The 24247-nt window shown below is 53.7% G+C and carries 25 protein-coding genes; 7 read left to right on the forward strand and 18 right to left on the reverse strand.

The features are described from left to right. Nucleotides 1-286 precede the first annotated feature (286 nt). On the reverse strand, nt 287-1849 hold the full coding sequence (locus IEW11_RS21290) for a 2-isopropylmalate synthase (RefSeq protein WP_188533162.1): 1563 nt from the start codon (nt 1847-1849) through the stop codon (nt 287-289). A 953-nt stretch (nt 1850-2802) separates the two neighbouring features. On the opposite strand from IEW11_RS21290, the gene IEW11_RS21295 reads away from it, so the two are divergent. After that, nucleotides 2803-3228 (forward strand): flagellar basal body-associated FliL family protein, encoded by a 426-nt coding sequence (locus IEW11_RS21295; RefSeq protein ID WP_188533096.1) that lies wholly within the window; start codon nt 2803-2805, stop codon nt 3226-3228. After that, on the forward strand, nt 3225-4301 hold the full coding sequence (locus IEW11_RS21300) for a phosphodiester glycosidase family protein (RefSeq protein ID WP_188533097.1): 1077 nt from the start codon (nt 3225-3227) through the stop codon (nt 4299-4301). The genes IEW11_RS21295 and IEW11_RS21300 overlap by 4 nt, the downstream gene beginning before the upstream one ends. Before the next feature lie 540 nt (nt 4302-4841). Here IEW11_RS21300 and tsaD read toward each other — a convergent pair. From tsaD to IEW11_RS21355, 11 genes are all read right to left on the reverse strand, one after another. Continuing rightward, nucleotides 4842-5897: a tRNA (adenosine(37)-N6)-threonylcarbamoyltransferase complex transferase subunit TsaD gene (tsaD, locus tag IEW11_RS21305; RefSeq protein WP_188533098.1), complete on the reverse strand. Its 1056-nt coding sequence runs from the start codon at nt 5895-5897 to the stop codon at nt 4842-4844. Further along, nucleotides 5894-6406 (reverse strand): ribosomal protein S18-alanine N-acetyltransferase, encoded by a 513-nt coding sequence (rimI, locus tag IEW11_RS21310; protein WP_188533099.1) that lies wholly within the window; start codon nt 6404-6406, stop codon nt 5894-5896. The genes tsaD and rimI overlap by 4 nt, the downstream gene beginning before the upstream one ends. Nucleotides 6407-6410: 4 nt before the next feature. After that, nucleotides 6411-7238, reverse strand: a complete 828-nt coding sequence (tsaB, locus tag IEW11_RS21315) for a tRNA (adenosine(37)-N6)-threonylcarbamoyltransferase complex dimerization subunit type 1 TsaB (protein WP_188533100.1) — start codon at nt 7236-7238, stop codon at nt 6411-6413. Beyond that, the gene (gene tsaE / locus IEW11_RS21320; protein WP_188533101.1) at nt 7228-7728 is read right to left on the reverse strand and encodes a tRNA (adenosine(37)-N6)-threonylcarbamoyltransferase complex ATPase subunit type 1 TsaE; all 501 of its coding nucleotides are present in this window, start codon (nt 7726-7728) and stop codon (nt 7228-7230) included. Before tsaE ends, tsaB begins: the two co-directional genes overlap by 11 nt. Before the next feature lie 12 nt (nt 7729-7740). Further along, nucleotides 7741-8850: a thiamine-phosphate kinase gene (gene thiL / locus IEW11_RS21325; protein ID WP_188533102.1), complete on the reverse strand. Its 1110-nt coding sequence runs from the start codon at nt 8848-8850 to the stop codon at nt 7741-7743. After that, nucleotides 8837-9013 (reverse strand): hypothetical protein, encoded by a 177-nt coding sequence (locus tag IEW11_RS21330; protein WP_188533103.1) that lies wholly within the window; start codon nt 9011-9013, stop codon nt 8837-8839. The genes thiL and IEW11_RS21330 overlap by 14 nt, the downstream gene beginning before the upstream one ends. Continuing rightward, nucleotides 9013-9882 (reverse strand): YitT family protein, encoded by an 870-nt coding sequence (locus tag IEW11_RS21335; protein WP_188533104.1) that lies wholly within the window; start codon nt 9880-9882, stop codon nt 9013-9015. Before IEW11_RS21335 ends, IEW11_RS21330 begins: the two co-directional genes overlap by 1 nt. Before the next feature lie 275 nt (nt 9883-10157). Then, entirely contained in the window at nt 10158-12518 is a 2361-nt protein-coding gene (locus tag IEW11_RS21340) for a YcdB/YcdC domain-containing protein (RefSeq protein WP_188533105.1), read from the reverse strand. 299 nt (nt 12519-12817) lie between these two features. Further along, entirely contained in the window at nt 12818-12973 is a 156-nt protein-coding gene (locus IEW11_RS21345; protein ID WP_188533106.1) for a hypothetical protein, read from the reverse strand. Between the two features lie 216 nt (nt 12974-13189). After that, nucleotides 13190-13369 carry an H-type small acid-soluble spore protein gene (locus IEW11_RS21350; protein ID WP_188533107.1) on the reverse strand — a complete coding sequence of 60 codons (180 nt, stop codon included), beginning with the start codon at nt 13367-13369 and terminating at the stop codon, nt 13190-13192. Between the two features lie 128 nt (nt 13370-13497). Further along, on the reverse strand, nt 13498-13998 hold the full coding sequence (locus IEW11_RS21355) for a hypothetical protein (RefSeq protein ID WP_188533168.1): 501 nt from the start codon (nt 13996-13998) through the stop codon (nt 13498-13500). Nucleotides 13999-14127: 129 nt separating this feature from the next. Between IEW11_RS21355 and ku the strand changes: the two genes are divergently transcribed. Genes ku through ligD form a run of 3 tightly spaced genes read left to right on the forward strand, consistent with a single transcriptional unit; the run spans nt 14128 to nt 16833 of the window. Beyond that, nucleotides 14128-14976, forward strand: a complete 849-nt coding sequence (gene ku, locus IEW11_RS21360; protein ID WP_188533108.1) for a non-homologous end joining protein Ku — start codon at nt 14128-14130, stop codon at nt 14974-14976. 28 nt (nt 14977-15004) lie between these two features. After that, a complete protein-coding gene (locus tag IEW11_RS21365; protein ID WP_229725545.1) occupies nt 15005-15925 on the forward strand; it encodes an ATP-dependent DNA ligase in 921 nt (306 codons plus the stop codon). 17 nt (nt 15926-15942) lie between these two features. Continuing rightward, nucleotides 15943-16833 carry a non-homologous end-joining DNA ligase gene (gene ligD, locus IEW11_RS21370; protein WP_188533110.1) on the forward strand — a complete coding sequence of 297 codons (891 nt, stop codon included), beginning with the start codon at nt 15943-15945 and terminating at the stop codon, nt 16831-16833. 120 nt (nt 16834-16953) lie between these two features. Here ligD and cls read toward each other — a convergent pair whose 3' ends face one another. Continuing rightward, the gene (gene cls, locus IEW11_RS21375) at nt 16954-18381 is read right to left on the reverse strand and encodes a cardiolipin synthase (RefSeq protein ID WP_188533111.1); all 1428 of its coding nucleotides are present in this window, start codon (nt 18379-18381) and stop codon (nt 16954-16956) included. Nucleotides 18382-18603: 222 nt separating this feature from the next. On the opposite strand from cls, the gene IEW11_RS21380 reads away from it, so the two are divergent. Both IEW11_RS21380 and IEW11_RS21385 read left to right on the forward strand, forming a co-directional pair. Continuing rightward, complete coding sequence (locus IEW11_RS21380) at nt 18604-19548, forward strand: M23 family metallopeptidase (RefSeq protein ID WP_188533112.1); 945 nt, start codon at nt 18604-18606, stop codon at nt 19546-19548. A gap of 4 nt (nt 19549-19552) precedes the next feature. Then, nucleotides 19553-19978, forward strand: a complete 426-nt coding sequence (locus IEW11_RS21385) for a bactofilin family protein (RefSeq protein ID WP_188533113.1) — start codon at nt 19553-19555, stop codon at nt 19976-19978. Nucleotides 19979-20084: 106 nt separating this feature from the next. On the opposite strand, the gene IEW11_RS21390 is transcribed toward IEW11_RS21385, so the two are convergent. The 5 genes from IEW11_RS21390 to IEW11_RS21410 all read right to left on the reverse strand — a co-directional run bounded on the left by IEW11_RS21390 (nt 20085) and on the right by IEW11_RS21410 (nt 24224). Continuing rightward, entirely contained in the window at nt 20085-20867 is a 783-nt protein-coding gene (locus tag IEW11_RS21390) for an ABC transporter permease (protein ID WP_188533114.1), read from the reverse strand. Further along, entirely contained in the window at nt 20860-21816 is a 957-nt protein-coding gene (locus tag IEW11_RS21395) for an ABC transporter ATP-binding protein (RefSeq protein ID WP_229725539.1), read from the reverse strand. Before IEW11_RS21395 ends, IEW11_RS21390 begins: the two co-directional genes overlap by 8 nt. A gap of 515 nt (nt 21817-22331) precedes the next feature. Beyond that, nucleotides 22332-22607 carry a hypothetical protein gene (locus IEW11_RS21400; RefSeq protein WP_188533115.1) on the reverse strand — a complete coding sequence of 92 codons (276 nt, stop codon included), beginning with the start codon at nt 22605-22607 and terminating at the stop codon, nt 22332-22334. Nucleotides 22608-22816: 209 nt separating this feature from the next. Next, a complete protein-coding gene (locus IEW11_RS21405; protein WP_188533116.1) occupies nt 22817-23521 on the reverse strand; it encodes a signal peptidase I in 705 nt (234 codons plus the stop codon). Nucleotides 23522-23609: 88 nt separating this feature from the next. Continuing rightward, on the reverse strand, nt 23610-24224 hold the full coding sequence (locus IEW11_RS21410; protein WP_229725541.1) for a hypothetical protein: 615 nt from the start codon (nt 24222-24224) through the stop codon (nt 23610-23612). Nucleotides 24225-24247: the final 23 nt, after the last annotated feature.

Here is a 24247-nt window from a genome sequence, read left to right on the forward strand (position 1 = left end):
ATTCAGCTTGAAAACCAAAGATTTCTTCCTGCTTTTTTAACAATACCTTCATATGAAACATTATAGTGAAAGTTTTACACACATTATCCACATTATCCACAACTAATTGTTGAAAATAATATCCCCAACTTCATAGATTTTAAAATCGTTGTCAACAGTGGATTTACTCACCTTATCCACATTAAACACAGGATATGTGGATAAGTTTGTGCACAGGTGGGATAACAAAAGCAATTTACGCCTAGTTTGCGTTATTTTCCTGCATTTTATCCACTTATTAATGCTGTTAACCAATTTGACTGTCTGTGTCAGTTCCATTACTGCTTGTGCCCGGCCTGGTTCCGCTGCTCATGACGAGCTGATTACATGCCGCTACATAAGCTTGGGCCGCCGCAAGAATAATATCCTTGTGGATAGCTGTGCCGCGGAATCGCTCACAGTTATGCACAATGGTGACAACTGCTTCGCCATGCGCATCCTCTCCTGTGGACAAGGAATGCAGCTCCAAATCCTCAAATTCCGCCGCAACCGGGATCGCTTGCTGAATGCAGTGGATAACAGCCTCTAACGGACCTGTTCCCATTCCCGAATACGTACGCTCGGTTCCATTTTGTTCCCGGATTGTTACCGAGGATATGCGTGCACGCTGCGTTCCTGAAAGCACCTGCAGATCGACAAGCACATAAGGATCCGGTTGGGTCTCGGTCGCTTCTCCCACCATCCGCAGCAATTGGTCGTCAGTCACGATTTTTTGCTCGTCGGCCAGCTGTTTGAACCGGTTATACACTTCTTCCATCTGCTCCCCATCCACCTGAATGCCGTATTGCGCCATTCGATGCTTAATTGCATGCCGGCCGGAATGCTTGCCCAATATGATCATGCTGCGCGGAATGCCCATTGCTTCAGGATCCATAATCTCGTAGGTATTGCGGTTCTTGAGCAAGCCATCCTGATGAATGCCCGACTCATGCTGAAAAGCATTACGGCCGACGATCGGTTTGTTGAAGGAGATTGGAAAATGCATCGTGCGGCTTACTACGCGGGAAGTATTGTAAATCTCCGGCATTTGAATGCCCGTTTCCATCTGCAGCGCTTCTTTGCGCGTTTCAATCGCCATCACCAGCTCCTCCAAGGAGCAGTTCCCCGCGCGCTCGCCGATGCCGTTCACCGTCACTTCAATCTGTGTCGCTCCGCCCCGGATCGCCGCCAGGCTGTTGGCAACAGCCAGGCCCAGGTCATTATGGCAATGCGCGCTGTAGCGCACCCGCTCTCCGCCCCTTACTTGGGTTCGGACCGTCCGGAACAGCGCTTCATATTCCTCCGGCAAAGCATAACCCAATGTATCAGGCAGGTTGATAATCGTCGCTCCTTCAGCGATCACCGCCTCGACGAGCTCGATGACGAACTCCATTCCCGTACGAGTGGAATCCATCGGGGAGAACTCGATTTCCTCCACATGCTGTTTCCCGTAAGCAACCATTTCTCTGGCGATCTGCACCACTTGATCCCGCGTCTTACGCAGTTGAAAGTCCAAATGGATATCCGACGAGGAAATAAACAGATGCAGCCTTCGCCTTGCCGCATCTGCCGTCGCGCGTACGGCAGCATCGATATCACCGCGCACCGCCCGGGCAAAACCGGCAATCTCCGTCTGCTGCAGCTCACGGGAAATCTGCTGCACAGCGGCAAACTCCCCGGGGCTTGAAACCGGAAATCCGGGCTCAATGACGTCAACGCCGAGCTTCGCCAGCTGGCGGGCGATGATAATCTTTTGTTCCGGTTCTAACGAAGCGCCCGGCGATTGCTCACCGTCGCGCAGCGTCGTATCAAAAATGTGGATGCGTTTCATTGCGTTTGTATTGGACATGGAAAAAACCTCCCTAATGATTGATGTTGTGAATCATTAAATACGAAAAAGGCCTGTCATCTCCTTATATAAAAGAGACGACAGGCCTTTCAGCTGCCGCGGTACCACTCTTGTTGGCCGGGGAAACGCCGTTTCCCCATGCCCGCTCATACCCTCTTACGGAGGTTAGCCGTAACATTGTAATCCGTGTGTGGATAACCTTCTTCCGCACCCGTTTCCAACGCTCCGCTCCCAGGCGAGTTCAGACGGCCTTCGACTGCGTCGCACCAATCCGCAGCTCTCTGCTTGCATCGCGGGATTCTTTCCCGTCATGCTAATCCAGGCGTTAATCCTACTGTTCCTGTTCATCGCGTTTACTCGTATTGTTTGCATTTTTATATCATCCGCCTGGCTGTCAACAAAAAAAGCCTGCCATCTCTATATGCAAGAGACGACAGACTGTGTGTCCGCGCGGTACCACCCTTGTTGACGCCTTCGACCAGGAAGCGCGCCCACCTTAAGCGCATCGTTCAATTCCGGAATTGAACCATGCGCACCCGATGACGGAGGTCAGCCGTTACGATGTACGACATGGGATGATCGCATCCGATGCTCCACCGTTCCGCTCCCAGGCGAGATTCAGGATTACTAGGGACTGCGTTGCACCGTACCGCAGCTCTCTGATTGGCCAGTGATCCGATGGATCGCCGCGCCATTTCCCTTGATGACCTTACTGCTCCTGTTCGTAGCGTTTGAAGGTATGGAAAAAATAAGTGTTGCTGATTATTATATTCGCCAATAAATTATCTGTCAATTCAGAAATAATAAATTTTTAATGGAATCCGGTTTCATAACGAACCGCGCCCCTGTTTCGCGCAACTTTTATTCGGTTATTTCGTAATTATGTAGGGACAAGCCTATGCGCAGCTGATCGACAGAGGAGAATCTTGTTAAGTATGAATACGGAAATCCAAACAGACTTACCCAGCGGATATGAAAGAAAGAGCCGGAAATCGGGCAAAGGCCCCGTTATTATGTTTCTTGTGATATGGGTGCTGCTTATCGGGGCCGGCATAGCCGGAACGATGTGGTACACGGAACGAACGAAAGCGGAGCTCACTGCTCAGCTTGAGCGCCAGACGGCGGCTCAGATTGCGACGATGCAGCAGGAGTATGAACAGCGGATCGTCCAGGTAGAAGAAGGCTTTGCAGCGCAGATGAGCGAGCTCGGCGGTAAAGTCGACGCGCTGAATGAGCTGCTGACGTTCACCAAAGATAACGCCAATGACAAAACAGATAACAGCAACAAACTATACACGCAAATCAATGATGTGAAAAAGAAACTGAATGAGCTGCAGAAGAGCTTGGATGTGTTGAAATGAATATCCAGATCAAACATCTGAACCGTCTGGCTCTGCTCGCTTGCGCACCGTTTATTGGCATGCTCATCTGGGTCTTATCCAGCAGCCCGTCTGTGGAACTTTCTCAGAATGCTTATCCACAGCCTTCACCGCAAGCTCCGTTAGCAGTGGAACAACTCAGCGGCGGAATTACGCAAGGGCTGGATGAAGCCAAGGCGATTGCCGGACTGACCGCCGAATCTATCAAGAAAAGCGCCTGGCTCTATGACCAGACGAACAAAGATATGAGCCAAATTGTCAAAACGGCGAACGCCCAAGCCAGCCGGCCGGCTCAAATCTATGACCGGCGGATTACGAGGAAGCTGGGTTCGCCCTCCGATGTTGTCCAGAGCGACAAGCTTCGGGCGCAATTATTTTATGTGCGGGCTGCGAATTTCAAAGGTTATGCCTTGAAAGTGAAGCTGAAATCGCCTGACGCGATGAAAATGGTGCTCGGCAATGACACATTCGGAGGAGCGGAGACGACCCTGTCTGCGGTCAAACGGCACCAGGCACTTGCTGGAGTGAATGCCGGCGGTTTCGCCGATCAGCGGGGGAAACGGTATCCGCTCAGCACCACGATGATGGACGGAAAGTACGTGAACGGCTTTGAGCCTTCATTTGCGGATCTGTTCTTTGTCGGGCTGAACAAAAGCATGCAATTAGTCGGCGGAAAATATATGAGCCGGGAGCAATTGGACAAAGAAGAGCCTGTATTTGGCGCAACATTTGTGCCTGTACTTTTAAAAGATGGCTTGAGACAAGCTATCCCTCTGAAATGGCAGGTAAGCCCGAAGCGCGCTCCGCGCACCGTGGTAGCAAATTATAAAGATGATCAGCTGCTGTTCCTCGTTACCGACGGTGCCGACGAGTCCGGGCGCTCCGGCGCAACCCTTGCAGAAATGCAAATTCTGCTGCAGCGCTTCGGAGCGGTCGACGCGTATAATCTGGACGGAGGCGGATCTTCTTCCATGATCTTCAAGGGCAGGGTTGTCAACGCCCCGTCCGATGGCACGCTGCGTAAACTATCCACCCATTTCTTGTTTTTTGATTAGCCGATAAGCCGGTGTCCCGCCATGTCTGGCGGGACACCGGCTATGCCGGGCGGCCACGCTGGCGAGTGCCGCATCGGCGGGCTACGGGCCGGCGAGTGATATACAGCAAGAAGAACCCGCCCTCTCGCGAGGGCGGGTTAAGTCTGTTTATCGTAAGGTCTAATAGTACCTCTACTCTGATCGATTAGGTTAGCGCTGTCGAGACCGGCAGATTACAAGAGAAGAGTGACCACGAGCTGCGAGCAACAAACAGCGAACAGAACTTCCACAGATCTTGGTCTCTCTAACGGACAAAAGTGACACTTAGAGAAGAAAAAATGAAGGATTTGATCGTTAACGGACATTATCGACCTTTACATGTATAAAAGCCACTCTTTTTTTCTCCATTTATCCGCTAAGAGTCCGAAATGTCCGTTAGATTTACAATTTCGATCATTCCGGGCGCTAAGCTGCAGTTATGTCCGTTACGCGCATCTTTGAGACATCATGAGTTCAACTTGCTATAGCACGTTAATGACCAGCATGAATTGAGTTAGTTAGTTACCTCACCGGCTCGCCTTGGACCGACCACTGCTCCAGGGAGAGCGACGGATCGGCTTTCATATCAAGTGATGTAAATTCTCCACGCTGCCATTTCAGATGAGCCGCTGCTCCAATCATGGCCGCATTATCCGTGCACAACGACAATGGCGGCACAAGCAGCGGCACCCCTTCAACTGCACAGCGTGCTTTTAATGCGCTGCGCAGGCCGCCGTTCGCCGCCACACCGCCGCAAAGCAGCAGCTGTTTTGCCCCGAACTCATGCACGGCACGGATCGACTTGGTCACCAGCACATCGATCACCGATTCCTGGAAGCCACGGGCCAGTGCCGGCCGATTCAGAGGCTCACCTTTCATCTTCGCCTGATTAATCACAGCAAGCACCGCCGATTTCAAGCCGCTAAAGCTGAAATCATACGAGTCCGCCTCCAGCCATGCGCGCGGCAACTCCATCGTGTCATCGGCCTCCTGCGCTAATCTGTCGATATGCGGTCCTCCGGGATAAGGAAACTGCAAGGAACGGGCCACTTTATCATAAGCCTCTCCCACCGCATCGTCCCGGGTACGGCCAATGATCCGAAATACGCCTTCCCGCTCCATAAGGACGAGCTCCGTATGCCCTCCGGATACGACCAAAGCCAGACACGGATAAACCAGGTCATGGACCAATTGATTCGCGTAGATATGGCCTGCGATGTGATGCGTGCCGATCAACGGCACGTCGATCGCCATCGCAAGCGTGTTAGCCGCTACAATGCCGACCAGCAGTGCGCCGACCAGACCGGGCCCTTGGGTCACAGCGACAGCAGAGATGTCCTGCAGTCTGACGCCGGCCTCTTTGATCGCCTGTTCCATAATGATCGTTATCGTCTCCACATGCTTGCGCGAAGCGATCTCCGGGACGACCCCGCCGAACCGCTGATGCGTCTCGATCTGGCTCGACACGAGATTCGATAATATTTCCTTGCCGTTACGCACTACCGCAACCGACGTTTCGTCACAGCTGGTCTCAATTGCTAAAATAAGCGACTGCCCGCTCTGATTGATCGTTGTCATGACCGTTCACCTGCCCCTACCTGCTCCAGATCCGCCCACATGATCAGCGCGTCTTCCTGGTTGTCCGAGTAATACCCCGGTCTGATACCGGAGGGCTCGAACCCTAATTTTCGATATAAATTTTGTGCGATCTCATTGCTTACGCGCACCTCAAGCGTCATGCGAAGCGACCCAAAAAAGACAGCAGTCCGCTGCATCTCCCGAAGCAGCCGCTCCCCAAGCCCTTGGCCGCGATAATCCGAACGGATCGCAATGTTCGTCACATGAGCTTCATCCATAATCGTCCACATGCCGCCATACCCGATGATCTCGCTTTCGAGCTGCACGACCATGTAACGGGCAAAATGATTATTTGTTAATTCATTCGTAAACGCTTCAGCCGTCCACGGGCTGGTGAAAGCTTCCCGCTCAATCTCACAAATCATCGGTATGTCGCCAACCCGCATTGCGCGAAATACGAGCAAGTCCATCCAATCCCCGCTTGCTGCCCGCTCTTCGTGTCCCGCCATGCCGTTAACCCTCCCGCGATTTGGCAATCAGCTTTACTTCCGCCTCCGCCAATTGAGTATAATTCGGAACCAGGGTATGCACATCATCCTGCCCGCCCCGCTCCAGCTTGTCCATCCCGAGCCGTGCAAGCCACTCCCCCTCCATCAACTGGGTAAGCAGCTTCACTTGGCCGCCGTATGCCTGCATGCGCTCCGCTTCCGCCTCATGCAGCGACAAATCTCCGGCAATTACGATTCGCCCGGGCATCTCTGAAGCGGCATCCGACGTGACGGCTGATCGTTCCATCAGCTCATCGACCCAATCATGCATGAGGCGAATGCCGTCCTCGGCCTGCCTTGTCCATGTGCCGTCGGCTGTGACCAGGAAGGCGGCAGTGTAGACCTGGCCCCGGCGCGCATCCATGACGGGAATAATCCACTGGGAGCCGAAGGCAGTCCCTGCCTGATCCGCTCCTTCTTCCTTGCAGAGCTTTTGCCATGCGCCGTAAGCCAGCCCTTCCAGGCTCGACACGCCGATGAGCGGTTTGTTCCATACCCATGCCAGCGTCTTCGCAGCGGTAACGGCAATTCTCATGCCGGTATACGAGCCCGGACCTTGCCCGACGGCAATCGCATCCAGCGAATCCTGCGTTACATTCGCTTGCGCAAGCAGCTCTTTCAGCTTCGGGATAATATGCACCGAATGATTCCGCTCGGCCAGCGACTGTACCTCTCCGAGCAGCTTGTCTCCCCGGATCAGCGCGGCCGCCATGGCCGCGGTTGAAGTATCGAGCGAGAGCACAAGCTTGCTGTCATCGTAAGCGAGCCCCCCGCTGCCTGGATTATGATTCATCCGTTATCGCTCCCATCTGCTCCAATTGCCGGCACCAAGCCGCGTAAGGCTGTCCGATTCCGGTCCATGTCATACGGCGTTCTTCGCCCCCGCAATGCTCAATGTAGAGCTCCAGCCGATGCGGCGGCAGCAGCGGCTCGATCAAGCTCGCCCACTCCACGATCGTAACGCCCTCTCCGAAAAAATAATCGTCTAACCCCAGCTCATCCGCCTCCGGCATCGAGACCCGATAGACATCCATATGATAAAAAGGCAGCTTAGTGCCTTCATATTCCTTGATAATCGTAAAAGTCGGGCTGTTCACCACGCCAGCTACGCCTATCGCCGCGGCGAACGCTTGCGAGAAGCGCGTTTTGCCCGCGCCCAAATCGCCGTCAAGCGCAAGCACGGTTCCCGGCTGCGAACGCTCCGCGATCCATGCGGCCAGCGCAATGGTCTCCTGCTCGCTTTTTACCGTTATTACTGTTTCGTGCCTATCCGAAGTCGACATGATTCCCACCTATTATTCAAAATGATTGTACCCCCGCTTGGGTACTGCGGTCCGCTTCTTGCCTGTTCCTTCGCTAAGCCAGACGCCCGGCTCGCCTTCCTCCACCTCGCCGATCCGGTAGAAAGGAATGCCCTGTCCGTTCAGCTCGCTCTTTGCCGCATCCGCATCATGCTTGTCCATCGTCCCGATCAGCACATAGTCCTCGCCGCCGTACAGCATCCACTCCAGCGGATCGACTCCAACACTTGCAGCATAAGAAGCAAGGCTGCCGCTGCGGGGCAGCCAGTCCTCGCGCAGCACGATCGATACGCCCGATGCTTCGGCCAGCTCCCAGGCCTCGCTCGCAGCACCGTCGCTCACATCGTTAAGCGAGCGGCATGTCCCGCGCGACAACAGCAGGCGGCCGGCCCGCACCGAAGGCTGCGGCCGCCGATGCGCGCGCACCAGCGGCGCTGCCCCGGCCGCTTCCGCCGCTTCCGCCGCTTCCGCCGCTGCCGCGGCCGGCACGTCCGGGCTCCCGCTCCGCCCGGACAACCCATGACCGCTCGCGCCGCTGTCCGCCGCGAGCAAATAATGCAGGCCCGCCGCAGACATCCCCAGCGGGCCCGTCACAAACACGGCGTCGCCCGCCCGCGCACCCGAGCGGCGCACCGCCCTGTCGGCCTCGACGGTACCCGTCACCGTCACGGCCACAACCAGATGCTGCGGCGACGATGTCGTATCGCCGCCCACCACCGCGACGCCGTACTGCTCGGCGCACGCGTACAGCCCATCATAGAACCGCGACATCCGCTGCGGTTCAAAGGACCGCGGCACGCTCACCGACACGAGCGCGTGCTGCGGGAGGCCGCCCATCGCCGCGATATCGCTCACGTTGGCGGCGAGCGCCTTATAGCCGACATCTTCCTCCGTCATTGTCGTCCAATTGAAATGCACCGTCTCCACCATCGTGTCGACGGCGAGCAGCCACTGCCATGCGCCGCTTCCGGCAGCCGCTTCCGGCAGCTCTACGACCGCCGTATCGTCGCCGATGCCGAGCACCACACCGCGCGAACGCTGCCACTGCTCAGGCTGCCGTCCCTTCGTCCACTTGTGTATGCTTGCAAATTCATCCAGCTTCAATCGCCCCCAGCCGTCCGTTCTTTGGTTTGTCCTTATTATATCGGTCCCCGCTAACTCCCGCAACCAAGCCAAAAACGGCCGTCCGCTGAGGAAGGCCGCTGTGAAATACTACATTTACGCAGACTGCTGCTCCCCGCGCCACCCATTCGAGTGATGTCCGCATCAGTGAATATCCTTCTTCTTAAAGCGGCCTCCGCGCACGTCATGGATGTTGCCGATCGCCAGAAATGCAGCCGTGTCCAGCTCCTGCACAATCGACTTGAGCTTCGCTTCCTCCAGCCGGTTAATGACACAGAAGATGACTTTTTTCGTATCGCCGGTAAAGGCGCCCTCCCCATTCAGAAACGTAACGCCCCGCCCAAGACGGTCCATGATCGCCGTTCCGATCTCCTTGGCTTCCTCGCTGATGATCCAGACCGACTTCGACTCATCGAAGCCTTCGATCGTCACGTCAATCATCTTAAAGGCGATATAATAGGTAATCAGCGAATACATCGCACGGTCCCAAGTAAAGACAAAACCCGCCGAAGTCATGATGAAGAAATTGAAGAACATAACGATTTCACCTACAGAGAACGGTGATTTTTTATTGATCAGTATAGCCACAATCTCCGTACCGTCCAACGAACCGCCAAACCGGATCACCATCCCGACGCCGATCCCCAGCAGGACCCCTCCGAATACCGTCACCAAAAAAAGATTGTTCGTGATCGGCGGCACCGGATGCAGCAGGATCGTGCCGATCGACATAATCGTAACGCCGTATAACGTCGACATGGCAAAGGTTTTTCCGATCTGCTTGTAACCGAGGAAGAGAAACGGAATATTCAGCACAAATAGAAAAATACCCAGCGGCAGCCCTGTCAGATGGGCGACAATAATCGAGATGCCGACAATACCGCCGTCAATGATCTGGTTGGGGACAAGAAAAATTTCCAGTGCGACAGACATCAATACTGCGCCCATCGTAATAAACAAAATCCGTTTCAGCAATTCCAGCTTTGTTAACCTGAGATGCTGCGCCCGCCCCATACGCTTTGAACTCCCTCCTCCAGCTATCTATTGCTATTTTACTTGAAAGGGAGAATTCCTCATAGCTCTTTCTTATGTTCCGTGCCCGGTAAGCCAAGCCGACCCGGCATTCATTGCTGCACTTCAAAGCTTTCAAGCCTATCGCCCCCTTAATCGCCCTCCTTCTACTATGCGTCTTTCTTATATGCGCCATTCCAAAATTCCCTAATCACCGGATAAAAAAGAACCGGGCATTCGCCCGGTCCTGCCAGCCATCTGTTATCAATTGTACTGCTTTATCTCATCAAAGGCGTATCCGTCTTGCCCTGCAGCGTCACAAGACGCATGATGATAACGGCCGCTTGCGCTTTCGTGACCGCCGCATCCGGCGAGAATCGTCCGTTCGACGGCGTAAGCAGGCCTAACTTCGTTACAACAGCCGCTGCGCCGATGTTATCGATCTCCTTCGCATCCTTGAGGCTGCCGATCTCAAGATCGCTGTCCATGTAACGGGCCAGTTTGCTGTAGTTGAGCATTTTTGTCAGCAGCACGGCCAGCTGCTGGCGCGTTAACGTCTGCTCCGGCCCCAGATTTTTCTCGGGAGCGCGCTCCAACCATCCATGCGCCACGAATCGCTGGACAGAAGCGGCAAATTCGCTGTCTCGGGGCACATCGGCAAATGGCGGTTCATTACCCTGGTCATAATAGCTGAGATTGCTTCCGTATAAAGCGGTGCCCATCATATTGAGCCAATCCCCTAACCGCAAGGCTTCATTGGGACCCAGCAGTCCGTCCGCATCCGGCTTCAGCACACCGTGCTCGAGCAGCGTAGTCAGCTCTTCATTTGCCCAGTGCCCTTCAATATCCGATGCAGCTATCGTCTCTTCAGCCGTTTCCGTCGGATTTCCATAGAGGGGCAGCAGCTTGCCGCTCACCGCATCCACCATCGCATAACCCCGGGTGCCCTTCACTACAGGGGCATATACAAGCTTCATATCCGGCTCTTTAAAAATATTGTCCATGTAGTAGCCGCCAATCATGACATATTGCAATTCCACGTCAAGCGCATCGGAATAGGTGCGCTCAGCTTCCTCTACGGTGACTTCAGCTTTCAGACCATCTAACTGACCGGCCAGCTTTTCGGTATTATAAACGCTGCTGTTATAGCCGTATAACTTGCCATCTCCGTCCAGTGTGATGGATGCGCTGCCATTGAGAATCGGATGATCGCCGTAGAACATTTGGAACTGGTAGCGGAATTTTGCTTCGCTGTTTTCAGCCCCTTCGATTGCGCCAGGCAGGTCGACGAGTTTTAACTCCTGTGCCGCATTCGGATACAAGGAACGGATCAGCCCCAAAGCCTTCGCTTTCGCCTGCTGCTCCGTAATCGTGGCTTCCTTTACTTCCGGCTGCGAATATCCGGGGCCATAAGCAAAAGAATGCCTATTCAAGCCTAGCAAACGTCCTGTATCGGCATCGACCTCTGCGCTGATTTGCTCGTTGAAGCCGTAAGGGCTTGAGATGTCTTTGCTCCAGTAGAAATTCCAGACTTGCACGTCCTGCTGTCTCCAATAGCTCGATAGCGAGCTGTTGCGGAGGGTATAGTCTTCAGGCAGCTCAAACTGTTTGGTTACAACTGCCACGGCCTGCTCGGACGTCAGTGTTGCGCCCTGATGCGCAGTGAACCCGGGTCCGCCGGCCGGGATGTCTTCATAGGACCGTTCCGTTGGGGCGTCCGCACCCATATAGTCCATAAATTTGCCGGTATGGCCATCCAACATGTTCATGCCAATAATGCCGGGAACGTAAGCGAGTCTCCATTTGGCCGTTGAGGAGTTATAGGGATACATCGCGTCATCAGGCACATAATGTAAGGTTAAGCCAAGGCCGCTTTTAAACTTCTCTTCCGCCTCGGCCGCTGTCAGTGACGTTCTAGGTGAAGGGTACTGGCCTTGATAGCGAGAATGGTTGTACATGGTGATATCGCCGTTGCCATCCACAGTCAAGTAGAGGGATTCCGATTGTGATTTAATACCGTTAATAAGGACGTTATATTGAAAATAATACTGCACCGGCCCAAATAATTGCTGCGGGTACATCCCGTACATGGATCCATCCGCCGGGAACAATTCCGCTTGATCGATCGAGGAGGAAGCCTTGGCAATAAAATCCTTTGCGATTTGTTCGGCCTCTTCCTTGGATACTTTCGGAGGATAATAGGATTGGTTGTCAAAGCCGGGAACACCATAAGGCTGGTGATAGGAAAGCACATCGCCCGTCATCGCGTCCACACTGGTGCTAAAACCGTAAGAGCCGTTCTCCGTTCTGAATTCCCAATGCAGATTCCACACCGCTTCTTCGCGCGGAGGAAATACGTTCGAATGGCCGAACTCTACCTGCCTGAGCTCTGCGCCATCCAGCATCGGAAATAAATCGCGCATCCGCTTTTCCGCTTCTTCTTTCGTCACTTTCGCCTGGCTTGGATCGAGCTTTCCCTGCTGTGAGCTTGAGATCGCACTTGACTCAACTGCTGCAGCACTTCCGCTGTTTGTTGCCGCGAATACGCCGGAAAGCGGCGCCTGCAGCAAACTCAAGCTAAGCGTGCCTACTACCGCCATTTTCACGGCCATCCGTGTGTTGCGCTTCTTCTTCCTCAACAACAATCCACCCTTTCAACTACTATTTTTTCCAAATTAATACACCTATAATAAAACGAATTACAGCTGGAAAGGTTTCATTTTATTGGAAAAAAGTTTATAATAAGAGAGTCGTATTATGTTGAAAGGGTGATGACCGTGGGAAAACGGGCCACAAAGAAGCCATCGATGAAGATACGTGTTCAATGGACACGCAAGCCGCACACACAGATTGTACGGAATAAGAAAGCGGAACAGCGCCGAACGTTATGCCGGAAGGGCAGAGACGACGGCGCTGTTATTCATTTACGGGACCTATATTATTTCACACTGGTTTTTACTGCGCCGCCGGCAGCTTCTTCTTCAGCATCATAATCTTTGTTGGCTGCTGCCGAAGGATCGTAAGAGCCCCCCAAGCAACCGTTCAATACCAGCATCGCAGCGATCAGCACGAACGCCAGGCGTTTTTTGAACATTGCTTAACCTCACCCCAAGCACTTTGAATGTTTTCTTGGCACTTAGGCTTCCCCGCTCCACGCCGCATAATACAGCTATGATGGGCCTGTATAGCGGGCTGTAGCCCACGATTCACTCCTCTCACGCCCGCTCGCATCATTTAGTTGGCCGCAGCTCACGATTTCTGCCGGGCATGCGCAAAGGGCCTGCGCTCCATGGCGCAGGCCCTTGCTCGATTAGCCCTCTTGCAGGCGGTCAACCGGGACCGTTTGCTTGTGGTTTGGGTTATCCTCCAGATGTACCGCAGCCATTCCGTTCGTTGTGTCCACCTTTTCAATCCAGACGGACTGGCCTTCCAGATGCACCGGGATGGTGTCCTCCGATTGAACAATTTGCTGCGCTCGCATCGCATCCATATTTCCAGGCTCCTTATCTGTTTCCTATTCCGTTTCCAATTCGGTTTCCTTTTCCATTTCTATTTCCATTTCCATTTCCATTTCTATTTCCATTTCCATTTCTATTTCCATTTCCATTTACTTATCCGTTATCTTCCTTCACCCTGCTCGTTGTCCATCGTATCGGTTGTGGACTCATCGATCAGCCCGTTGTGTATTGTTACTTGTCCGCCGCCCAGTCCTTCATTGACCATCCGGTCGATATCCATAAAATAGTCGTCGCGCCCTTCATGCACAGTATCTTCCATTAACCCGGTACCCCCGGCGGATTGCTGTTCTTGCTGCTGCTGCGATTGCAACACTTGACCAGATTGCTGCTGTACTTGTTGCTGCGATTGCAGCACTTGTCCGGATTGCTGTTCTTGCTGCTGCTGCGATTGCAACACTTGACCAGATTGCTGCTGTACTTGTTGCTGCGATTGCAGCACTTGTCCGGATTGCTGTTCTTGCTGCTGCGATTGCTCTACTTGTCCGGATTGCTGCGCTAGTTCCGTTTGGGCTTGTTCGGGTTTCGGCGTTTGCAACATGGGCCGGGCTTGCCCTGATTGCGGCGATCCGGGCGTGTGCGGTGAATGCCCATTTTCAGACATCGTTACCCCTCCTCGTATGTGGAGCAGTCCTTTCCAAGACTCCTCGCGGAAAATATACCCCTCCCGATTGTTTTTCATACATTTCGGGCAGGCTGGATAGTACACGATTAAAAAAGGAGGAACGAACACATGCATACAGTATGGAAAGGCGCCATCAGCTTCGGCCTGGTTCACGTGCCGGTCAAGATGTTCTCGGCCACAGAGGACAAGGATATCTCGATGCGGATGATTCACAAAGTCTGCGGCGGCCCGATCGCATATGTGAGGCAGTGCAAAAACTGTGAGGTCGATGTGGATTGGGATGATATCGCCAAGGGCTACGAGTATGAAAAAGGCCGATTTGTGCTTTTTGACAAGGAAGAACTGGATTCGCTGACCACGGACGCCACGAAGACGATTCAAATTGTGGATTTTGTCGATTTGAAGGAGATTGACCCGATTTATTTTCAGAAGACCTATTACCTGTCTCCCGACCAAGCCGGCGGCAACGCCTATAACCTGCTGCTCGAGGCCATGCGCAATTCCGGGCGGATCGGCATCGCCAAGATCTCCATCCGCTCCAAGAGCAGTCTCGCCGCTATCCGTGTCATCGATAATTGTCTGGCTATGGAGACGATCTTCTATCCGGATGAGATTCGTCCGATCGTGCAGGTTCCGGGCCTTCCCGAAGCCGTGAATGTGAACGAGAAAGAATTAACGATGGCGCAGATGCTCATCGAGCAGTTGTCCACACCGTTTGAGCCGGGAAAATATACCGATGACTATCGCACGCGGCTGATGGATCTGATCGGCAAAAAAATCGCCGGCGAAGAGATTCATGTGGCGCCGGAGCAGCAGCGTACCAATGTCGTCGACCTGATGGCGGCGCTGCAGGCCAGCCTCGAAGCGGTCAAGGTCACGCCTACCGAGCCTGCGCCGGCGCCAACCCCAAGCAAGCCCAAGGCCCGGGCGAAGAAGGTAAAGGAGACCGTATCGTAGCATGGAGGTAAAGCTGCCGGAGGAACCGATGGCCCCGATCTCCGATCCCCTGCTGCCCAAGGGACCGGAGTGGGGCTTCCAGATCAAATGGGACGGGGTCCGGATCCTGGCGCGCATCCGCCGGACCGGCGAGGTCGAACTGTACTCAAGGAAGCTGCTGCTCAAGAACAGCGTGTATCCCGAAATAACACGATTATTGTCAGCCAAAGCTGCAGAGCTTGGCGATTGCCTGCTGGACGGCGAGATTGTGTATTGGGATGGGGAGCGGCCTAACTTTCAAAAGGTGCTGCAGCGGGAGAGAATGCGGGGAACAGCATCTGCGGCGGGAGCAGATCAGGAAGGCCGCATCGTCTATGTGCTGTTCGACCTGCTGTCCGAGCATGGCATCGATCTTCGCCGCCTGCCCTACCAGGAGCGCCATGAACGGTTAGCGGGCAAATTCGCATCAAAGGAGCCTGAGCTGTTCGTCACCGATTTGTTCCATGACGGGGACACCCTCTGGCAATGGGTCGCGGAACGGCAGTGGGAAGGGGTGGTCAGCAAGCGCCTGTCCAGCCCCTACCGCGAAGGCAAGAAGCACCGGGACTGGCTGAAGAAGAAAACAGCGCTGATCATCGAGGTGGAGATCGTCGGCCTGAAGCTGCGTGAGGGAAAGGTCGCAAGCCTGGTGATGGCGCTCGAAGGCGCGTATTTCGGATCGGTATCGCTCGGTCTGGATGAAGCGATGAAAAGGCTGCTGCACCAGCAAGTCATCAGCTCAGCCCATTCAGGCAGCGAAGCTGCAGGGGTCTCCCCCTTCCCCGCTCTGCCGAAGGATCTGCGCGGCGAGACGATCGTCTGGCTGAAAGTCCCGCTCCCGTGCCGCGTCACCGGACTTGAGATGACTTCCGCCGGCTTGCTCCGGCATCCGAAGCTGGTCAGCTTCGGCCATTCCGGCCATACCCAATGAGAGGAGCGTTCCTTACGATGGCAACTGCAGTAAAAGGTTCAATCATCGTCGAAGGCCATGAGCTGACCGTGTCCAATCCGGAGAAGCTGCTGTGGCCGGAGATGGGCATTACGAAGCTGGTTTACCTGCAGCGGCTCGCCGCTCTGGCGCCCTGGCTGATCAAGCACTGCCAGGGACGTTATCTGACGACGATCCGGTATCCGAACGGCATCCACGGCAAATCCTTTTACCAGAAAAACTGCCCGCAGCCTCAGCCTTCCTTCGTCCGTACGGCGGCGCAAGGCGATATTCAATATGTGCATCTGGACTCGCTGCCCGCGCTGCTATGGCTCGGGAATCTGGCCTGCCTGGAATTCCACGCGTCCTTCGACCGGATCGGCGAGCCGGAGCGGCCGACCGAATGGATCCTCGACCTCGACCCCTCCCGGGAAGAGGAGCCGCGCATTATGGAGGCCGCCGGCCATGTCGGCGCCCTGCTGTCCTCGCTTGGCATCGCGGCGGTTCCGAAGACGTCGGGAGCGACCGGCGTACAGATCATTGTGCCGCTGCAGCCCGATCTGACGTTCGATGAGCTGCGCCGCCTCGGCCAATTCGTGGGCGAATACCTGGTACAGGCCCACCCCGGCCTATTTACTATCGAGCGGTTGAAGAAACATCGCGGCGACCTCATTTATGTCGATTACCTGCAGCACTATCAAGGGAAGACACTGTCCGCTCCTTACACGCCGCGGGCCAGGGCAGCCGCATCCGTATCCACGCCGCTGGAATGGGAGGAAGTAAGACGGGATGTGAAGCCTGCCGATTTTCACCTGCTCAACATTTGCGACCGGCTCGAAGCAACCGGCGATCTGATCGACCGCGTTGCACCGCAAAATCTCCGTCCCATCGTACAGTTCATCACCCGCTAAAAGCAGCTGTTCCTGTTCACTTTCCCATCCTGCGCTCCATCTCCCGCTTCAGCGGCAGAACCTCCGTCCTTCGCTCTGCCATCCGCTTGAGCTGCCGGCCCCGCCGCGCCAGCTCTCCCGCTAGAGCAGCGGGGCCAGCATGCGTGCCGCGACCTCGCTCGCTTTTTGCCAGCGCGGACGCTCCCCGAACTCGGAGAGCTTCAGCTCGTAACACCCGGCGATATCGTTCATGAACTCCGCCTCCAGCTTATCCATCGTATCTTTGTCGAACAGCAGCGCATTCAGCTCAAAATTACTGAAAAAGCTCCGCATGTCCATATTGGCTGTTCCGACCGACGCCAGCAGCTTATCCACGATCAGTACCTTGGAGTGGATGAAGCCTTTGCGGTAACGGTATACTCTGATGCCGGACGCAAGCAGATCCTCTACATAAGAAAGCGACGCGAACATCACCAGCTTGGAGTCCGATACCTCCGGAATGATGATCCGCACATCAACGCCGCTGAGCGCAGCCGTACGAAGGCCCATCAGAATACTGCTGTCCGGGATGAAGTACGGCGTCGTAATATAAATGCGGGACTTGGCCACTGCGATCGCATTGAACATACATTCCAGGATCGCATCGGCACTGCTGTCCGGTCCGCTCGATACGATCTGCACCTGTTCATCTGACCGGCAATGATGCTCCGGCAGGAAAGCCGGATCGCTAAGCCGCTCCCTTGAGGTAAACCACCAGTCCCGCATAAACACATCCTGCAGCGAATACACCGCATCCCCGGTAATCTGCAGATGCGTATCCCGCCAGTAGCCCAGCTTTTTATCCTTGCCCAAATATTCATCCCCAATGTTGATGCCCCCGACAAAACCGACCAAGCCGTCAATCACGACGATCTTCCGATGATTGCGGTAATTGATCCGTTTCTCGAAGAAGGCGTTGCGCGGCGGCAAAAAGCACTGCAGCATGACCCCCGCATCCGCCAGCTCGCCGATATAGGAGGCACTCAGATCATAGCTGCCTACCCCGTCATAGATGAGGCGAACCTGCACGCCGGCGCGCGCTTTATCGATGAGCGCCTCCTTGAACCTCCTCCCGATCTCATCATCCCTCACTGTGTAATACTCCAGGTGAATGTGATGTTTCGCTTGGCCGATCGCAGCCAGGATCGCCTCGTAGGTCTGCTCGCCGTCATTGAGAATGTCCGTCTTGTTGCAGCCTGTAATCGGAAAGTAGGGAAATTGCTGCAGCAAATGAAATAACCGCTCCTGCTGCACAAACTCCCCTCCGCCCAGCTCCGACGCCCTGTGAATCAGCTTGCTGCGCCGCAGCGCCTGCAGCCTTACCTCCTCCGCGATGATGCCCCGCTTGCGCACCGTCCGGCGCCGCTGAAACGACTTGGCGAGAAAATAGTACATGACAAAGCCGATCACCGGAAACACGAACAGGATCAGCAGCCAGGCTACAGCCTTGGAGGGGTGACGGAATTCCGCGATGAGAATCGTTGCAATCTGAAAGATAAAGATAAGGAGAGCGATGATGATCCAGATCATATGTAACTCCTTTCGTAACCTGAACGTATAGCTAGCTTTCACGTATGCCTGCGCCGCTATACCCCGATTGTACATATTTACCATGAACGGCGCCAAATGACACGCTTAATCAGACCGCAGCGGGCGGCAATCTATTTTTTTGTAGGCATGTTTTACTAACCGAAAGAATAAATAAGCTATAGAACGTTCTAATCCGAAGACCGGCCGGAAGGAGAAATCCTATTGAAACGTAGACGAAAGCATGGATGGTCGCTGCTCGTGATGCGGGGAGCGGATCATTCGGTCAAGCAGTTCCGTGTGTCCAGACGATCGGTTGTTGCCGCGCCTGCGGTGGCCGTACTTGCCGTAACCGGCTGCATCGCCGGACTTCAGATGCGCTCAGCGTCTCTCATTAATGAGCTGGAAGTTCAGCTGGCCGGGCAAGCCGCTGCTCACACCTATACCGTTGAAGCCAAGGAAAATGCCATCGTCTCGTTGCAGCAGGAACTGACGCGAATATCGCGGCAAGCGGAGGAAATGCAGACGAAGCTGAGGGAATTGAATGAGCTCGAGGACAAGCTGAAGCAGTTTATCGATACGTATGGCGAGGTTGTGGGTCCACCGGACGCCTCCGCCTCTCCGACGCCGGCTGAACGGGAGCTGCTTCGATTGGCTCAGGACGGCGGAGTCAACTTCACCCAGATGAGCTTGTTGGTTGATTCAATGGAAGATTCGATGGCGGTATCGATCCGCCAAGCGAAAGCCCGTCAGGCCGAACTGGACGCTAAACCGACGGAATGGCCGACCGTTTCGCTTAAGCTAACCTCCAGCTTCGGGTACCGCAAGGATCCATTTACCGGGAGGGCCGCCTTCCATGCCGGCGTCGATATTGCCGGGAGTACAGGCGACCCCGTCTTTTCAGCCGCGGACGGCACCGTTCTGGAGACCGGTTATGACCGAAGCAAGGGAAATTATGTCGTGATCGGACATCGCAACCAATTGAAAACATCTTACTATCATTTAGAGGCCATCGGGGTCAAAGCGAATGAATCGGTCGTCCAGGGAGAGAAGATTGGACTGCTTGGTTCAACGGGAAGAAGCACGGGACCCCATTTGCATTTTCAGATTATGCAGAGCGACGAGCCGATCAATCCACTAAAATATCTCAGGCTGGTGAAGGAGGACTGAACCGATGTTCAAGGATAAAATGAGGTCGATAACGACAGACACGCTGATCGGACAGGGCACGGTGGCGGAGGGGAAAATCATCTGCGATGCCGGCATCCGGATCGAAGGCGAATACCGGGGCGACATCGAATGCACGAGCGACGTGATCATCGGCGAATGCGGGATGGCCAGGTCGAACATTACCGCACAAGATATCACAATTGCAGGCATCGTATATGGCGACATTACGGCTCGCGGCCGGTTGACCATCACAGCCAGCGGACAGCTGCACGGCGTGCTTCACGCGCAGTCCCTCATTATTCATGAGGGCGGAACCTTCAGCGGACAATCCCAGATGGATAAACACCAGCCTGCCAAGAACCGCCCGCTTGCCGCTGACACACAGGAATCCAAGGATGAGGCCGGCAAGAAAGCCAGACAAGCCGTCTGATGTGACAAGGGGCTGTCCCACAAGGGTAATGAAAGAACCGCCCCAAAAAAATAAGGAGCTTCCCCTCAGTCATCAGCGATGACTTATGGGACAGCTCCTTTCGATGTTAGGAAGCGACGTCGCGCTTATTGAATAGATACCAGGTGATTGCGATGAAGACGACGTAGTGCCCGGCCAGAACAGACAGCGAGAAGCCGAGCGACATCCCTTCGATCATCGGTCCGCCATTGCCAAGATATTGGCTTAAGCTAAGGTTGAGAAACAGCAAATATTTAATCCATCCGTAATCTAAGAACGCCAGCAGCCCCGTGATCATATTGCCCCCGAGCAGCAAGAACAGCGATAAGCCAATCGCCAGACCGCCGCTGCGGAACACCGTTGAGATCAGGAAGGAAAGCGTCACGACAACGATCAGGCTGATGAGCTCGAACAGATGCATCAGTGTGTAATATTGCAAAGGTGCCATATCTTGTCCCATGCGGACATCGCCCTCATAACCGAATATAATCAGGTTGACGAGGAAGTTCCATGCAAATAACAAGATCATAAAGAACAGTGCAAACATAATTAACGCCAAATACTTGGAGAGCAGAATCTTCGAGCGGCTCCACGGACGGATCAGCAGCAGCTTGATCGTGCCGGATGTGAACTCCCCCGCTACACTCTCCGCGGAGATCACGACGGTAAATATCGTAATCAGCAATATCGCGACCGTCGCGCACACCTCAAACGGCATCCACATTGTGAGCGTATTGTCTGTGTTAAAGCTAAAGAATAGAATCGAGATCCCAAGCGTCAGCACGAGCAGGATGCCAAGCATAATCCAGGTGCGGGGACGACGGTAGATCTTCATGTTCTCGTTGTTCACCAGCTGCCAGAAATCAAACAATCCGCTCGCCTCCCGTCATTTCAAGGAACTGGTCTTCCAGCGACTTCGTCTGAACACGAATGCCGTAGACTTTAATCTGCGCTGCGACAAGGCGGGCATTCAGTGCGGCTACCTGTTCACGGTCCGCCTGCAGCGAGAACAAATTCCCCTCGCGTACAACCTCCATGTCTGACAGCAGCTTCATTGCCGCATCAGGGCGATCCACCTCGAAATAAACCTTCGAGGTCGCAGTTTCATTCGACGCCTGCTGTATCGGACGGACATCGATCAGCCTGCCGTTCTGAATAATCGCAACCCGGTCGCACATCAGCTCCATCTCGGAGAGCAGATGGCTCGATACGAATACCGTAATCCCCTCTTGCCTCGCCAGCTGGCGCAAGTAATCGCGCAGCTCCCGGATGCCTGCGGGATCAAGCCCGTTGGTCGGTTCATCGAGGATCAGCAGCGAAGGCTTATGCATGATCGCCTGTGCGACGCCAAGCCGCTGCCTCATCCCAAGCGAATAGGTCTTGACCTTGTCATGAATTCTCGCCTTCAGGCCCACCAGCTCTACGACCTCGTCGATCCGTTGGCGCGAGATGCCTGGAATCATCCGGGCAAAGTGAAGCAGATTCTGATAACCGGTTAGATATTTATACATTTCCGGATTTTCTACAATCGCGCCGACATGGCGAATCGCTTGCTCATATTCCGTTCGGATGTTATGTCCTCGGATAATGATCTCGCCTTCCGTCAATTTCATCAGGCCGACCATCATCCGGATCGTCGTTGTTTTACCTGCACCGTTAGGCCCAAGGAATCCAAACACTTCGCCTGTCGGTACATCCAAGGTTAAATGATCGATAATCGTACGTTTACCGATGCGTTTGGTCACGCCTTGAAGTCTCACCACCGTGTGGTCTGCCGCCATGCTGCTCCTTGTATCCGGTGAAGCCGTACTCTCCGACATTGGTCTCCCCCTAACTTTCAATTGCCTCCTATTATAGCCGAGAAAGGAAATCATTGAAAGTTGCTTTACCAAAATTTAAGGTCAGAAAACAGTGAATATTGCCCTATGTAGCCGGTTGGGACGAATGGACCGGAGGAGGATCTTGCGGCTTGGCCTGGAGAACCGAACTGCACGGCTCACAGCATCCCAGAGAATGAATAACACGGTAAAAGCCGGTCTGAAACAACAGATGTGCGTCCTCTGCTTCCTCCATTTTTCCACACCCGACACAATAATACTGATTGGACATGCGCATTGCCCATCTCTCCTTTATTATGAAATCTAGTATATTTTATGTATTAATTTCGGATAATATGTTGCATCTCTTATTTTCTATGTCTATTGTTTTTATGACAATTATCGACAAGCGAACAGCAAAATATACGGTTAGAAGCGCACGCAAAAATAAAGGCCTGATCCTAAGGGGATACCCCTTCATGGATCAGACCTTCATATATACGATTAGAAAACGATAGTTACGTCATCACGGCATATTGTTTGTTCATATTCCCGCTGTCCAGCTTTTCTCCGATTGCCTCCCCGCTTCCCGGCGAATAAGAGCCATGGCGCAATTGTTCATTGATCGGTGGGCTTGGTAAACGATCACTCTCCGCCTTTTTTTCACTACAGCTTACACAGCATCCAATAGGATGAATAACACGGAAGAAGCCTGTTCGGAATAAAAGCTTTGCTTGATTCGCCTGTTCCAACCTACCGCACCCAACACAATAATACTGATCGGACATTTGCATGATTTCACCGCTCCTTTGAGGTCAACCCACTTTACCTGCCTGCTTACTGGGAATTCGGGAACTGCTACAAATTGTATCTATAAGTTAAATTTATGACAAATATCGAATTTTGTCAAGTATTTAGGTAGTATTTAGGTAGATATTTGTCGTAAATGCGTTTTTATCTCGTTCAAAAGGCCGAATTATTCCAGATAAAACCATTTATGCTGTTATTTATCATGCTTCGCGAATTCGCCGGATTGACTGTCTTGAGATATCATCTCGATTAATTTTTCCGTTAATTGCCGCTGCTGCTGCAATTCTTTCTGTAAGCTTAACATTTGCTCCGTGTGTCCTTGTTCCAGCTCGTTAATCCGCCTGATCGCCTCCCCGATGAATAGCATGGAGATCCCCCGCTTGAGGCCTGTCCCCGCCTGCTCGATCTTGCCTGACAGAACATAAAGCAGATAAATAGCGAAGCTGGAGATGACGAAGTAGAACCCTTGCTTGCTGTGAAGAAAGAGGATGGGGTAGCCCAGATTAGGAATGGAGTGATTGACCGCACCTTGAATATGTTCCGGCAGCACGGTGAAAGGGTCCTCTGCGGGGTTATTGTCGCCTTTGATCCGGTAGGTTGTCGTGGAATCATTGCGATCCACCCTCACGATCCGGTGAACGATCAAAGATGGATAATTGTAACGCTCCTGAACCAGCCCGGGAACCTCGACGACAACAATATCGCCTTCACCCAGCTGCCGGACGTCCGCCTTCTCTACGAGAATCAGCGTCCCGATATGCAATACGGGCTCCATACTGCGGCTGGGAACAGCGGCAAAAGGAGGCGTGGCAAACTGAAAGTACAGAACAATCGCCACCATAGCGGCAAAGAACATAAAGGTAACGGCTCTGCCAATATATCCTGTCATTTTCTTCATGATCCCAACCTCCTATCAGCCTGTCCCGCATCCATCAGAAGAAAAGAGGCGGCCCGGCAAGTATACCTTGCACAAGCCGCCGTCACATTTATCGAACGATGCAATGGAACCGGAGCGTCTGCAGCTGATCCTGTTGGCCTGGCGGGATATTCCCGCCTCCGCCCCAACCGCCGGGAAATCCACCCCAACCGCCGCCTGGAACCGTAATGCTGGCTAATACGTACAGCCTTTCTACTCCCGTAACCGTGGGCCTTAATATAACGTCCCCCGACACTTCGCTCATCATCGCTGTCGTTGCCTCGTCTTTGCTCACCTTTACCCCATTTTCCAGCTCATGCGAGCCCTGGCTGTCCTCGTACCATACCGCCACTTCAATAAAGGAGTTCCTGTTCCGCAAGACATTTCCGATCTCGAGCGGATCAACCAGCAATAAATTGATGAATACCTGATCACTGTAGGCTGCAGATGCCAGATCAATCTGAAAGAGATTCACGCCTTCGACTCTTTGGCTTCTGCCCCAATTCAAGGTAAACTCAGCGCCTACCGGTGTTACGGTTGCAAGGGCCCCATCAGGCAAGCTGCTTTCGGTGACAATAGGAAGTTCCAGATTCAACGTGATCGCGGCCCATACGGTTAGATTGGCTGTTAAAAACAATCCAACTAGAATCATTAACAGCAGCTTCAGCTTCTTTCTCACATCCATGCACCAGTCCTTTCAGGGACCTC

The sequence above is a fragment of the Paenibacillus abyssi genome (assembly GCF_014640295.1).
GTDB classification, from domain to species: Bacteria; Bacillota; Bacilli; order Paenibacillales; family Paenibacillaceae; genus Paenibacillus_D; species Paenibacillus_D abyssi.

Coding starts and splice junctions, on each gene's coding strand:
- IEW11_RS21395 (WP_229725539.1), bottom strand. CDS start 21,816: ATGTCGGAGAGTACGGCTTCACCGGATACAAGGAGCAGCATGGCGGCA.
- ligD (WP_188533110.1), top strand. CDS start 15,943: ATGGCAACTGCAGTAAAAGGTTCAATCATCGTCGAAGGCCATGAGCTG.
- IEW11_RS21345 (WP_188533106.1), bottom strand. CDS start 12,973: ATGTTCAAAAAACGCCTGGCGTTCGTGCTGATCGCTGCGATGCTGGTA.
- IEW11_RS21330 (WP_188533103.1), bottom strand. CDS start 9,013: ATGCGGACATCACTCGAATGGGTGGCGCGGGGAGCAGCAGTCTGCGTA.
- IEW11_RS21400 (WP_188533115.1), bottom strand. CDS start 22,607: ATGCAAATGTCCGATCAGTATTATTGTGTTGGGTGCGGTAGGTTGGAA.
- IEW11_RS21335 (WP_188533104.1), bottom strand. CDS start 9,882: ATGGGGCGGGCGCAGCATCTCAGGTTAACAAAGCTGGAATTGCTGAAA.
- IEW11_RS21410 (WP_229725541.1), bottom strand. CDS start 24,224: ATGGATGTGAGAAAGAAGCTGAAGCTGCTGTTAATGATTCTAGTTGGA.
- tsaE (WP_188533101.1), bottom strand. CDS start 7,728: ATGTCGACTTCGGATAGGCACGAAACAGTAATAACGGTAAAAAGCGAG.
- tsaB (WP_188533100.1), bottom strand. CDS start 7,238: ATGAATCATAATCCAGGCAGCGGGGGGCTCGCTTACGATGACAGCAAG.
- cls (WP_188533111.1), bottom strand. CDS start 18,381: ATGATCTGGATCATCATCGCTCTCCTTATCTTTATCTTTCAGATTGCA.
- IEW11_RS21300 (WP_188533097.1), top strand. CDS start 3,225: ATGAATATCCAGATCAAACATCTGAACCGTCTGGCTCTGCTCGCTTGC.
- IEW11_RS21350 (WP_188533107.1), bottom strand. CDS start 13,369: ATGGATGCGATGCGAGCGCAGCAAATTGTTCAATCGGAGGACACCATC.
- IEW11_RS21355 (WP_188533168.1), bottom strand. CDS start 13,998: ATGTCTGAAAATGGGCATTCACCGCACACGCCCGGATCGCCGCAATCA.
- ku (WP_188533108.1), top strand. CDS start 14,128: ATGCATACAGTATGGAAAGGCGCCATCAGCTTCGGCCTGGTTCACGTG.
- IEW11_RS21290 (WP_188533162.1), bottom strand. CDS start 1,849: ATGAAACGCATCCACATTTTTGATACGACGCTGCGCGACGGTGAGCAA.
- IEW11_RS21365 (WP_229725545.1), top strand. CDS start 15,005: ATGGCCCCGATCTCCGATCCCCTGCTGCCCAAGGGACCGGAGTGGGGC.
- IEW11_RS21295 (WP_188533096.1), top strand. CDS start 2,803: ATGAATACGGAAATCCAAACAGACTTACCCAGCGGATATGAAAGAAAG.
- IEW11_RS21385 (WP_188533113.1), top strand. CDS start 19,553: ATGTTCAAGGATAAAATGAGGTCGATAACGACAGACACGCTGATCGGA.
- IEW11_RS21405 (WP_188533116.1), bottom strand. CDS start 23,521: ATGAAGAAAATGACAGGATATATTGGCAGAGCCGTTACCTTTATGTTC.
- rimI (WP_188533099.1), bottom strand. CDS start 6,406: ATGGCGGGACACGAAGAGCGGGCAGCAAGCGGGGATTGGATGGACTTG.
- tsaD (WP_188533098.1), bottom strand. CDS start 5,897: ATGACAACGATCAATCAGAGCGGGCAGTCGCTTATTTTAGCAATTGAG.